The sequence below is a fragment of the Butyricimonas sp. Marseille-P2440 genome, from assembly GCF_900091675.1.
GTDB lineage: Bacteria > Bacteroidota > Bacteroidia > Bacteroidales > Marinifilaceae > Butyricimonas > Butyricimonas synergistica.
On sequence record NZ_LT594610.1, the window covers coordinates 855,202 to 867,030 of the forward strand.

The 11,829-nt window shown below is 46.5% G+C and carries 12 protein-coding genes and 2 tRNA genes; 8 read left to right on the forward strand and 6 right to left on the reverse strand.

Annotation, left to right across the window (positions count from 1 at the left end; translation table 11 throughout):
* Window positions 1–270 precede the first annotated feature (270 nt).
* Window positions 271–804, reverse strand: a complete 534-nt coding sequence (locus tag BN8899_RS14560) for a DJ-1/PfpI family protein (protein ID WP_065219961.1) — start codon at window positions 802–804, stop codon at window positions 271–273.
* A gap of 166 nt (window positions 805–970) precedes the next feature.
* Here BN8899_RS14560 and BN8899_RS14565 point away from each other — a divergent pair, with 166 nt between their 5' ends.
* The 4 genes from BN8899_RS14565 to BN8899_RS14580 all read left to right on the forward strand — a co-directional run bounded on the left by BN8899_RS14565 (window position 971) and on the right by BN8899_RS14580 (window position 4,391).
* The gene (locus BN8899_RS14565) at window positions 971–1,318 is read left to right on the forward strand and encodes a winged helix-turn-helix transcriptional regulator (protein WP_026207327.1); all 348 of its coding nucleotides are present in this window, start codon (window positions 971–973) and stop codon (window positions 1,316–1,318) included.
* A 155-nt stretch (window positions 1,319–1,473) separates the two neighbouring features.
* Window positions 1,474–3,345, forward strand: a complete 1,872-nt coding sequence (locus BN8899_RS14570; protein WP_148375454.1) for a heavy metal translocating P-type ATPase — start codon at window positions 1,474–1,476, stop codon at window positions 3,343–3,345.
* A 5-nt stretch (window positions 3,346–3,350) separates the two neighbouring features.
* Window positions 3,351–3,782, forward strand: coding sequence for a Fur family transcriptional regulator (locus BN8899_RS14575; protein WP_065219963.1), 432 nt, complete (start codon window positions 3,351–3,353; stop codon window positions 3,780–3,782).
* 6 nt (window positions 3,783–3,788) lie between these two features.
* The gene (locus tag BN8899_RS14580) at window positions 3,789–4,391 is read left to right on the forward strand and encodes a hypothetical protein (RefSeq protein ID WP_082987073.1); all 603 of its coding nucleotides are present in this window, start codon (window positions 3,789–3,791) and stop codon (window positions 4,389–4,391) included.
* On the opposite strand, the gene BN8899_RS14585 is transcribed toward BN8899_RS14580, so the two are convergent.
* The 3 genes from BN8899_RS14585 to BN8899_RS14595 form a co-directional block, all read right to left on the reverse strand.
* Complete coding sequence (locus tag BN8899_RS14585) at window positions 4,388–4,972, reverse strand: Crp/Fnr family transcriptional regulator (RefSeq protein ID WP_018336827.1); 585 nt, start codon at window positions 4,970–4,972, stop codon at window positions 4,388–4,390. The genes BN8899_RS14580 and BN8899_RS14585 overlap by 4 nt on opposite strands.
* Window positions 4,969–6,318 (reverse strand): MATE family efflux transporter, encoded by a 1,350-nt coding sequence (locus tag BN8899_RS14590; protein WP_065219964.1) that lies wholly within the window; start codon window positions 6,316–6,318, stop codon window positions 4,969–4,971. Before BN8899_RS14590 ends, BN8899_RS14585 begins: the two co-directional genes overlap by 4 nt.
* Window positions 6,319–6,526: 208 nt before the next feature.
* Window positions 6,527–7,588 (reverse strand): NAD(P)H-dependent flavin oxidoreductase, encoded by a 1,062-nt coding sequence (locus BN8899_RS14595; RefSeq protein ID WP_018336825.1) that lies wholly within the window; start codon window positions 7,586–7,588, stop codon window positions 6,527–6,529.
* Window positions 7,589–8,100: 512 nt separating this feature from the next.
* On the opposite strand from BN8899_RS14595, the gene BN8899_RS14600 reads away from it, so the two are divergent.
* The 3 genes from BN8899_RS14600 to BN8899_RS14610 all read left to right on the forward strand — a co-directional run bounded on the left by BN8899_RS14600 (window position 8,101) and on the right by BN8899_RS14610 (window position 10,860).
* The gene (locus BN8899_RS14600) at window positions 8,101–8,880 is read left to right on the forward strand and encodes a class I SAM-dependent methyltransferase (RefSeq protein ID WP_018336824.1); all 780 of its coding nucleotides are present in this window, start codon (window positions 8,101–8,103) and stop codon (window positions 8,878–8,880) included.
* Complete coding sequence (gene rsgA / locus BN8899_RS14605) at window positions 8,877–9,932, forward strand: ribosome small subunit-dependent GTPase A (protein ID WP_065219965.1); 1,056 nt, start codon at window positions 8,877–8,879, stop codon at window positions 9,930–9,932. Before BN8899_RS14600 ends, rsgA begins: the two co-directional genes overlap by 4 nt.
* Before the next feature lie 178 nt (window positions 9,933–10,110).
* Complete coding sequence (locus BN8899_RS14610) at window positions 10,111–10,860, forward strand: N-acetyltransferase (RefSeq protein WP_065219966.1); 750 nt, start codon at window positions 10,111–10,113, stop codon at window positions 10,858–10,860.
* A gap of 96 nt (window positions 10,861–10,956) precedes the next feature.
* Here the strand turns inward: BN8899_RS14610 and BN8899_RS14615 are convergent.
* Together BN8899_RS14615 and BN8899_RS14620 are read right to left on the reverse strand one after the other, a co-directional pair.
* Window positions 10,957–11,030, reverse strand: a tRNA-Asp gene (locus tag BN8899_RS14615).
* Between the two features lie 20 nt (window positions 11,031–11,050).
* A tRNA-Asp gene (locus BN8899_RS14620) sits at window positions 11,051–11,124 on the reverse strand.
* A 299-nt stretch (window positions 11,125–11,423) separates the two neighbouring features.
* On the opposite strand from BN8899_RS14620, the gene gcvH reads away from it, so the two are divergent.
* Window positions 11,424–11,798: a glycine cleavage system protein GcvH gene (gcvH, locus tag BN8899_RS14625; protein ID WP_018336821.1), complete on the forward strand. Its 375-nt coding sequence runs from the start codon at window positions 11,424–11,426 to the stop codon at window positions 11,796–11,798.
* Window positions 11,799–11,829 lie beyond the last annotated feature (31 nt).

The window sequence follows — 11,829 nt, forward strand, 5'->3', positions numbered from 1 at the left end:
CTTTTTCGGGTATCTCCCGGTGATTACACCTAGCTTTCTCCTATTTTGCTCTAATTGTAATCTGGTAATAGTACTATTTAAATCCTATTGTTATTCTATTTAAATAGGATGACAATAGAATAACAATAGAACAACGATAGAATAGTAGTTAGGGTAAACGCCTGTCAACCTAGGAAATAGATAGGGCAAACCCGGGAGAGAGCATCTTTGGGCTTCACCCGGGCTTGTCCGATACATTTAGCGTGGTAAGTTGATTGTTGAGGTGTTTTTTCAATTACCTTTCAGCGCCTCAATAACTTGTGGCATCATGCTGCAGATGGTGTTTTCGGTTTGAGCGGTGTAGAAATTACCGTCGATCTCAGATTTCTCGTCGGTAGCGATTCCTTTTTGGATAGCGGCTTTCGCGAGCGGGTGGACTGCCACTTTTTTGCCGGTGATGATACCCGTGGCGTCGAACATCATGGCGGCAGCGCAGTGCCCGATGATGATTTTACCCTTGTCGCCGAAGGTTTTGATCACGGCAAGCATATCCTGGTTGTAGGGTTTTCCGGCGTTCTCACCGAACTTGGGCATGGCGTCGCCACAGCCGAACACGAGTGCGTCGTACTCGTCCTCGTGTCCCTTCAGGTTAGCGATCACGTCATCGGCAAACAGGGTGATGCCGGAGTTCGTCTTAATTTCTTTCGTGTCGGCAACGGCGAATACCTTGTAAGGGATACCATTCTCGAAAAATGCTTCCAAATATTGGAATAATCCGAATCCATTTACCGGGTTGACTGCTAAAACTGCTACTTTCTTTGCCATAATCGTATTTTTTAATGTGAAACAATAGTTCTTTTGAGTAAGTTTATTACTTTTGTTTAGCAAATGTAGGTTATCTATTTCATAAAAACAAGAACGTACCTCGGGATAAGATAGTTACACGGATGTTAGTAATGTTGATATTAAACGGGATATGGAAGTAAAAAAAATGATAAAATTTCATGCGACAGGTAATTGCCCCATTCGCGACGTGTTGAGTCGACTGGGGGACAAATGGTCAATGCTGGTACTGGTAACACTGGAAGCGAACGGAACGATGCGTTTCCGGGATATTCACGCTGCCATTGCTGATATTTCACAACGGATGCTGACGGTGACTTTGCGGACGTTGGAGGCGGACGGGTTGGTGTCGAGAAAAGTGTATGCCGAGGTGCCCCCGCGAGTGGAGTATCAACTGACGGCGACAGGCGAGAGCCTGATGCCTCATATCCAGACATTGGTAGAGTGGGCGATACAACATATGCCGGAGATCGTCGAGAGCAGGGAAGGACACTGACGCGCAAGCGTTTTCAATCGGATACAGAGTGTCAACTCGGGGAACACGCGTGCGAACGGTCCTAATAATAAGGTGTCGGGAGTGCGTGTGTTCTATTTTTGCAATTTAGTTGCATCCTTTTCCAAGTATCTTTACCGAAAATAAAACGAATAGCTATGAAAAAATACATGAAAGAGATTGTGTCATTCATCCTGCTGGTCGGTGGGATCGGTTTGGCATGGGGAGATGCAGCGTGGTTCGGGAATGGATACGTGCGGTTGGTATGGTACTTGGCGGCTTTTCTTTCTGTAGGCGTGCCCGTGTTGCGGGAAGCGGTGGAGTGCTTATTGCAACGGGAGTATTTTAACGAGTTTATGTTGATGAGTGTGGCGGCTCTCGGGGCTTTTTATATCGGGGAATACCCGGAAGGGGTGGCAGTGATGTTGTTTTATTCTGTTGGCGAGAAGTTCCAGGATGCGGCGGTGGAACGTGCTCGTTCCCGCGTGAAGGCATTGTTGGACGTGCGTCCCGAGATTGCCACGGTTATACGGGAAGGGTGTGCGATGACAGAAATCCCGGCGAATGTGCGGGTTGGTGAAACGATCGAGGTGAAGGCAGGCGAGCGGGTGCCGTTGGATGGGGTGATGTTGGAGGGTATGGCAGCGTTTAACACGTCGGCATTGACGGGCGAGAGTTTGCTTCGGGATATCCGGGAGGGGGAAACGGTGCTGGCGGGAACGATTGTCGTCGACCGGGGGGTTCGGGTTCGGGGGATACGCCCTTACAACCGGAGCGAGCTGGCGCGCGTGTTGGAAATGGTGCAGGATGCCACGGAACGGAAGGCTCCGACAGAATTGTTTATTCGCCGTTTTGCCCGGGTGTACACGCCCGTGGTGACGGGGCTGGCGGTATTGATCGTGCTGTTGCCTTTTGTTTATTCGTTACTTCAACCGGAATTTGGTTTTGTCTTCAACGATTGGTTGTATCGTGCCCTTGTGTTTCTCGTGATTTCATGTCCTTGCGCCCTGGTGGTAAGTATCCCGTTGGGGTATTTCGGGGGGATCGGGGTGGCATCTCGTCATGGGATTCTGTTCAAGGGTGGGAATTATCTTGACGCGATTACACGGGTGAATACCGTGGTGTTTGACAAGACGGGTACTCTTACGCGGGGTGAGTTCGAGGTGCGGGAGGCGCACGCCAACAAAGGATTCGAACGTGACGAAGTGTTGGGTATCATGGCGGCAGTGGAGGAGAATAGTACGCATCCCGTGGCGAAGGCGGTTGTCCGCTATGTCCGTGCCGCGGGGATTGAGCCCCGTTCTTTGTCCGGTGTGACAGAGTTGCCGGGTCACGGGTTGAAAGCCGACGTGGGCGGTAAGGAAGTGCTGGTGGGGAATACCCGTTTGCTGGACACGAACGGGGTGGTTTATCCCGTGGGGTTGGCGAATGTGCCGGAGACGGTGGTTGCCTGTGCCGTGGGTGGGATATACGCGGGATACCTGCTGTTGGCGGATGCCCCGAAAGAGGATGCGGCGAACGCTGTCGCCGCATTGAAAAGTTTAAATATTGATAATATTGAGATACTATCGGGAGATAAACAAGCAATTGTTACTAAATTAGCGGAAAGTTTGGGTATTGACAAAGCGTATGGCGATCTGCTCCCGGCGGATAAGGTGGCGAGGCTGGAAGAGTTGAAGACGGGACCGGGCAGGAAGGTGGCGTTCGTGGGAGACGGAATTAACGATGCCCCCGTGCTTGCCTTGGCGGACGTGGGAATAGCCATGGGTGGACTAGGGAGCGATGCCGCGGTAGAGATTGCTGATGTAGTGATACAGACTGACCAGCCGAGCAAGATCGCAACGGCGATAGGGATAGGACGGGCTACCCGCCGGGTGGTATGGCAGAATATCGTGTTGGCATTCGGGGTAAAACTGATTGTATTGCTACTCGGGGCATTGGGTGTTGCCACCATGTGGGAAGCCGTTTTTGCTGATGTTGGAGTAGCTTTATTGGCGATACTCAACGCGATAAGGATACAGGTAAAATAAAGGATATGGAAGAAACGGATTATTTAGAGAAATTGGAAAGGCGAGGTATCAAGCCGACCGCGATGCGCTTGCTGATCTTGAAAGGTATGCTTCAATTCTCTCGGGCATTTAGTTTGCTTGACCTTGAGGACGAGTTGGATACGGTAGATAAGTCTACGATCTTCCGGACAATCAATCTCTTTTTGGATCATCATTTGATCCATTGTATTGACGATGGTTCCGGTTCGCTGAAATATTCCGTGTGTAGTAACGAGTGTACCTGTTCAATTGATGACCTGCACGCTCATTTTTATTGCCGCAATTGCCACAAAACGTTTTGCCTCCGGAAAATACACGTGCCTACCGTGGAATTACCCATACATTTCACATTGGAGAGTATTAATTACGTGTTGAAAGGATTGTGTGAGGATTGTGCGGAGAGGGGAGATGAAAGATAAAAGTTGATGGAATATATGAGTGCAAATCGTGTTGAAGAATTGGCGTTTCGCAACCAGAATAGGGCGTGGGAGATTATAACAGACACGGGAGTCGAGGATATTTGGCGGTCGGCAGGGGTGGAGCCTCGTTTGGTCGGTTCGTTGAAAACGGGGTTGTTGGTGAAACATCGGGACATTGATTTTCACGTGTATTCCAACCCGGTGGTGCTCGCCGATGATTTTGCCGCTATGGCAAGGTTGGCAGAGCATCCGGCAATAAAGCGGATCGAGTTTGCAGACTTGTTGGACACGGATGAGTGTTGTGTCGAGTGGCACGCTTATTATCTTGACCGTGACGGAGAATTGTGGCAAATCGATATGATACACATTTTGGGCGGTTCCTGCTATGACGGTTATTTCGAGCGGATGGCGGAACGAATCTCGGAGGTCTTGACCCCGGAAACTCGGGAGACAATCTTGTCATTGAAATACGCCACTCCCGATGGCGAGAATATCATGGGCGTGGAGTATTACCAGGCAGTCCTCCGGGATGGTGTACGTACATACCCGGATTTCATGGCATGGCGAAAAGAACACCCGGTGACGGGGGTTGTGGAGTGGATTCCCTAAATCGACGTTAGTCGAGCCAGTTGAGCCCTGATCCGGCTAAGGGATTGGGCGGTGATCCCCAGGTAGGATGCAATGTGCTTCAATGGGATGGTTTGAATGATTTCCGGTTGTTTTTGCAGGAGTATGACGTAACGTTCGAATGCTGTACGGTTATAGGAATCCAACCAGGATACTTCGACTTCCAACATAAAGTTTTCAAGTATCTTGCGACCCAAATTTGCTAATTGCAGGGATGAATTGTATAATTCTTCCAGTTTACTTTTTGTCAGGCAATAGGCTTCGCTGTCCGTCACGACTTCAAGGTTCAGGCGGGAAGGAATATTTGCGGCGTACCCCCACGTGGAGAAAGCTATTTCACCTTCGGACGCGAACCATAGGGTGACCTCCGAACCGTCCTTGAACGTGAAGGCACGCCATACACCTTGAGTGATGATATAGAGGTTGCTGTTCGTTTCTCCCTCGTGTACAATGATGTCCTTGTGGGTGAACGATTGCTTCTCCGCGTTTTCCAGCAGTGTTTGGATCTCTTGCTCGGAAGCGGACAAACGGCTCATTATTTTCTGAAAAGTGATGTCCTTCATCCTTTAAAGTGTTGTCGTAAATAGTAAGATACTATACATACAAAGGTAATCAATTCCGCGAAAGGTACGGCAAGCCATATCCCTTTTGTGCCCAAAACGAACGGGAGGCACACGAAACACACGGATATGAGGACGATTCCCCGGAGTACCGTGAAGAAGGTCGCTTGTTTGAATTTCTCGAGGCTCTGGTAGTACCCGATGCAGACGATATTGAGTGCGAAAAACAAGAAACCGAGGGCGAAGTAGGGGATGCCCTGTATGGCGATTTCCCGTGCGTTTCCCGTGCTCCCGAGAAACAGGGATACCACAGCCGGGCACAGCACGATAGTCACAAGACAAGCCAGAGCACCACACGTGATGGCAAATTTCAGGGATAGGCGGAAGGCTTGTTTCACCCGTAGCCACTGTCCCGCACCATAGTTGTAGCTGATGATGGGTTGCGTGGATTGTGCGATGGCGTTGTTGACCATAAACACGATAGGGAACCAGTAACACGCCACGCTATAAGCAGCCACGCCGTCCTCGCCGAGGTAATGGATGAACACGTAGTTGCCGACGAGCATCATGCAGGCAATGGCTGCCTCATTGAGGAATGCCGAGAAACCCAATTTTATCATGTACCCGATATTCCTTGTGGTTAGCCGAATGCTTTTCAAGGAGAATTTCGGGCGGTATAGGTATAGGACTTTATTGTACTTGAGCAGGTAAACCAATATCATGATGCTCCCGGCAACAACCGAGATCACGGAGGCCATGGCGGCTCCGGCCAATCCCCAGCCCAACGGAAAGACAAAGATGTAGTCCAGCACGAGGTTTATTGCGGCAGGTATGGCACTACACAACATGGCGAATGTCGGCGAGCCGTCGAGGCGAATGATGAATAGTCCCACGCCGAGGAGCATATTGCAGGCAAGGAAAGGTACAATCCAGTTCATGTATTCCAGCACGAGAGGAAGCAACATATCAGAACTCCCGAGCAGGTAAGCCACGTTTGTTCTGAAGGTCATGACCAGGGCGCACAGCAAGACGGTAAGACTCAACGACACGGTGAATGCTTGCGTGACGTTTATGCTTGCAACTTTTATTTTGTTGTGAGCGAGGTGAATGGAAGCCACGATAGAAGCTCCCACGCCAAACATCAGACCGATCCCCGTCGATAGCATGAAGAACGGTGCCACGATATTTACCGCCGCCAGTGCGTCGCTCCCGACACCCCGCCCGACGAATATCCCGTCGATGATTGTGATGGTAGCCGAAAGTACCATGCCTAACAAAGTAGGAATAAACATTTTACGAAATAACTTGGGTATGTTCATCGTCCCGAAATCAATACTATCCTGCATCATAATCTATTCGTTTTTTTATTTTCGGCTGCAAAGGTAGGTCTACTATCTTTGAGAAAAGTTATCACTATGGTAAAAAAGTCAGGAAAATGCACTCTTTCAAGCCCGGGATTACCCCGGGTTTTCCCTTGATGTTGCCGAAATAAATAATTCCCCTCGTTCAGGTTTTTAGTTGTACGAGGGGAATTAAGTGTATATTCGTCGGGAAACGTTAGCTGAAGGCTAGGAAATCAGCCTTGAGTTTCGCTATGACTTCTTTCACGCTACTGATCTTGTTCGCCAGATAAGCATTCTGACCGGCAAAGGCGTAACCTTCCTTGAGGTTTCCGATGGCGGCGTTGTAAAGCGCTTTGATAATACAATAAGGGCTTTTGGTATAATCGCAGGTCTTGATGCAATGGAATGGACAGGATTGCGGCTTCTTTTTACCCTCGGCAACCGATTGGATAAATTCCCCGTCAAAAGCACGACCGGGCATTCCTACCGGGCTTTGGATGATGCGAACGTCTTTTTCTCCCGAGTGGATGTACACTTCCTTGAACTCGGTAGAAGCATCACATTCTTCCGTCGGCACGAAGATGGAACCCATTTGTGCAGCCGAGGCACCGAGTTTCAGGAAACGGGCGATGTCTTTACCCGTGGAAATACCTCCCGCGGCAATTACCGGGATGTTTTTTTGTTCGGCGTAGCTTTTCGCTACTTCTACTACTTCCGGGATTAAATGTTCGAGAGAGTAGTTCTCGTCCTCGATCTGTTCCTTCTTGAACCCTAGGTGTCCGCCCGCTTTTGGACCTTCCACTACGAGCGCGTCGGGGAGATAGTTGTAGTTTGTCAACCATTTCTCGCAGATCAGCTTCGCCGCACGTGACGAGGATACGATAGGTACCAGCATCGTCTTGCTATCTTTCGTGAGGAAAGAGGGCAGGTTCAGCGGAAGTCCGGCGCCCGCAAAGATCACGTCAGCTTTCTCGGCAATAGCCGTTTTCACCATATCCGAGAAATTCGATAACGCGACCATGATATTCACGCCGATAACACCATATGTTTTTTCCCGGGCTTTCCGGAGTTCTTCCCGGAGTCCGAAGATGCATTTTTCTAAATAATTCCCTTTGAATTGAGGGTAAAGGAGTCCTAATCCCGCTGCCGAGATAACACCGACTCCGCCTTCATTAGCCACGGCGGAAGCCAGTCCGTTCAATGATACACCGACACCCATACCACCTTGTATAATAGGTAATTTGATCTCGTACTTACCGATAAAAAATGATTTCATTTCACACATCGTTGATATTTAACATGTGTCCTTTTTAGTTTGTCAACCAAACTTCCGGGACTATTATTTACTAAAACAAAAGAAAGCTATACTGGTCTGTTTCAACGATGAACACCAATCGGACGTCGTGTGTCCGAACAAAATACATTTCGATAAAGATCAGAATAAGCTCACGCTGTTCATGGTGTAAAGGTAATAATAAATTTGTAGTTTATACTAAGTTAGGGCTAAATAAGTTGACGATTGATTCTTATAATGATTATTTTATTGGGCGATATATTTTCTGTCTAATAAATTATTGTGTATCTTTGCCGTATGTTAAAAACAACACTTAAATCGGATTTGGTGTAGTAAACCATTTGTATTTCTTGTATGGATGGTACCTTTGCTCGCTCTCGGATGATTCTTACCGGGAGTAATTTTTATATTGTTATAATTTTTAGTTTTTAATCCGCATACAGCGATGAAAGCAAGTGTTATACTTTCACGTGTATGTCCTATATGTATAGATCATGAGTGATAAAAATAAAACAATTCATGAATTCGATTTTAATTTAATATGCGAGTTTTTTTCCAACATGGAACGTCAGGGACCTGGTAGTCCCGAAGTGACAATCCGGGCATTGAGTTTTATAGATAACCTTATCGACAAATCCCTTATCGCTGACATCGGTTGCGGGACAGGCGGGCAAACAATGGTATTGGCTCAGCACGCTCCGGGAAGTATTACGGGCATTGACTTGTTCCCCAGCTTTGTCGATATTTTCAACCGTAATGCAGGACGGCTAGGCTTGCAGGACAGGATGAAAGGTATTGTCGGTTCGATGGATAATCTTCCTTTTCAGGATGAGGAATTAGACCTGATCTGGTCGGAAGGGGCTATTTATAATATCGGTTTTGAACGGGGACTGAACGAGTGGCGCAAGTATTTGAAAACAGGCGGGTATATTGCCATTTCTGAAAGTTCGTGGTTTACGGACGAACGCCCCGCGGAAATCAACGATTACTGGATGGACGCGTATCCCGAAATAGATACAATCCCCAATCAAGTCGCCCGGATACAGAAAGCGGGATATATTCCCGTTGCTACTTTTATTCTACCGGAAAATTGCTGGACAGAGCATTATTTCGCTCGAAAAGAAGCAGCCCGGGAGATATTCCTTGATAAATATGCAGGGAATAAAGCTGCCGAAGAATTCATGGCACTTCAACCTCGTGAAGAAGAATTGTACCGCAAGTATAAAGAATTCTACGGCTATGTATTTTTTATCGCGAAAAAGGTAGAGCTATGATTGATTTGAATATTTATGGTTGGAATGACAATTTAAACCAACTGAAACAGGCATCCGCGTACAGCACTCTCGCCCGTGGTCGTGTATCCATCGTACACCGGACGTGTTACGAGGTTATTTCCGAGAACGGGCTGTTGCAGTGTGAACTAACGGGAAATATGATGTATGGGAAATCGGATTTCGAATTACCCTGTACAGGAGATTGGGTCATTTTTCAATCATTCGACGAGAATAAAGGAATTATCGTCGATATGTTACCCCGAGAACGGGCGCTGTATCGCAAGAAGAGCGGGACGGTTGCCGATAAGCAAGCCATCGCTTCCTATGTTGATAAGGCATTTATCGTGCAAAGTCTGGATGATAACTTCAATGTCCGTCGGGCAGAACGTTTTATGGTTCAGGTATTGGAAGAAAGTATCCATCCCGTGTTAGTGCTTAATAAAGCCGATTTAAGTTTTGACAGGCTCAAAATTGAGGAACAGATGAAACACATTGCCTGTCAGGTGCCCGTGTTTTTCACGAGTATTCATCAGCCGCAGACAATTTTTCAGTTGCGAGAATTCATATCGGAAGGTGAAACGGTTGTGTTTGTTGGTTCTTCGGGTGTTGGGAAAAGTTCTTTGGTCAATGCGCTTTGCGAGAAATCGGTATTGCTCACGTCCGACACGAGCCTTTCCACGGGAAAAGGTCGGCACACGTCGACCCGCCGGGAAATGGTGTTGATGGACGGGGCGGGTGTTTTGATAGACACCCCGGGTGTCCGGGAGTTTGGCTTGGCTATTGATGAGCCCGGTTCACTTGCAGAAGTACTGGATGTTTCCGATTATGCAGGCTCGTGTCGTTTCAGGGACTGCGAGCATATTAACGAGCCGGGTTGTGCCGTTCTAGAAGCGGTGAACAGCGGGGTGCTGGATCGTAAAGTTTACGAGAGTTACTTGAAACTTCGCCGGGAAGCGTGGCACTTCTCTACTTCGGAACATGAAAAACGTAAAAGAGATAAATCTTTTTCAAAACTCGTGGACGAGGTGAAGAAACGTAAAGCGAATTTCTAGCTTTCAAACAGTGTCGGTATTCTTTGTACGGGAATACCGCACTGTTATCTCTTTCAGTTTTGTGTTGTGGTCTGAACGAGATTCTTTAAAGAATTGATTTAAATTCATTACATTTGTGCTTGAATAGAATAATGCGATTACAATCGGTTGAATATCTAAGTTTGGAGGGAGAGTGCACATGAATACTGATTTTGTAAACTTAACAACAGAAAACCTTGCCACCGAGCATTTATGCTGTATTATCCGCAGTAAAAAGGCTCATCAAGGTATCGAGGCAAAACGGCAATGGCTTTCAGATCGGCTGAATGAAGGTCATGTTTTCAGAAAGTTAAACGCAAAAGCCACGGTTTTTATTGAATATGCTCCTCTTGAAACAGCTTGGGTTCCTGTGATCGGTGATAATTATTATTATCTGTATTGCTTGTGGGTTGCCGGGAGTGACAAAGGAAAAGGGTATGGGAAATCACTGATGGAGTATTGTTTGGCTGATGCTAAAGAAAAAGGTAAATCCGGCGTTTGTATGCTCGGAGCGAAAAAGCAAAAATCTTGGCTTTCCGACCAGACATTCGCGAAGAAGTTTGGCTTCGAGGTCGTCGATACTACCGATAACGGGTATGAATTGCTTGCGCTTTCTTTTGATGGGACAACACCAAAGTTCGCTCCTAATGCCAAGAAACAGAAGATAGAGAGCAAAGAACTAACTATCTATTATGATATGCAATGCCCATATATCTATCAAAAAATGGAGATAATAAAGCAATACTGTGAAATGTATTGCATTCCGGCATCTTTAATTCAAGTGGATTCACTACAAAAAGCGAAGGAATTACCTTGTGTTTTCAATAATTGGGGAGTGTTCTATAAAGGCTATTTTGAAACGGTGAATTTGCTGGACATTACTTACTTGGAGAGGATACTCAAAAAATAACTCGGCTTTTCCCCGTCGATTACGAGAACGTGTTTTAAAACAGTAAACCGAATGTAAAAACAAAACTCCCGCTAATCAAGATTAACAGGAGTTTTGCGGTCTGGACGGGACTCGAACCCGCGACCCCATGCGTGACAGGCATGTATTCTAACCAGCTGAACTACCAGACCAAAATGTTTCCCCAAAAAGGCGGTTCGGACGGGACTCGAACCCGCGACCCCATGCGTGACAGGCATGTATTCTAACCAGCTGAACTACCGAACCTTTTTTTGCATCAAACAACCGCTGTTGTTCTCAATTGCGGTGCAAAGATAGGTAGTTTTTCTTATTGTGCAATATTTTGCTACCGAAAAATAGAAAAAAAATGCGTTTTAATTAAAGTTGATGGGTTCCCGGAACGCTTGCAGGCAAAGGGATACGGGAGATTCTTGTTGAAAATGAAAGAATTAATAACAAAAACGATAAATCATCTCTAAAATTTGAGTTTCTGTTATTGGAGTTTAAATTTTTGCTTATATTTGTGGCTTACAATAATTGTCAAATTTAAATTAACTTATAAGATAATGAACGTACCTGCAGAATTAAAGTACACTAAAGAACACGAATGGATTCGTGTTGAGGGTGAAGAAGCATATGTTGGAATTACTGACTATGCACAAAGTCAATTAGGCGATATTGTATTTGTTGAAGTTGAAACAGAAGGTGATGAACTGGAAGCTGGTGATACTTTCGGAAGTATCGAGGCTGTAAAGACTGTTTCTGACTTGTATATGCCTGTTGCCGGAGAGGTTTTGGAGTTTAACTCTGAATTGGAAGACCAACCCGACTTGGTAAACAAAGATCCTTACGGAAAAGGTTGGATTATCAAAGTAAAAGTTGGTGATGAGTCACAATTAGACGGTTTGTTGAGCGCTGACGCTTATAAGGCATCTATCTAATTTTATTTGATAAGACGGGAACTGTATGCGT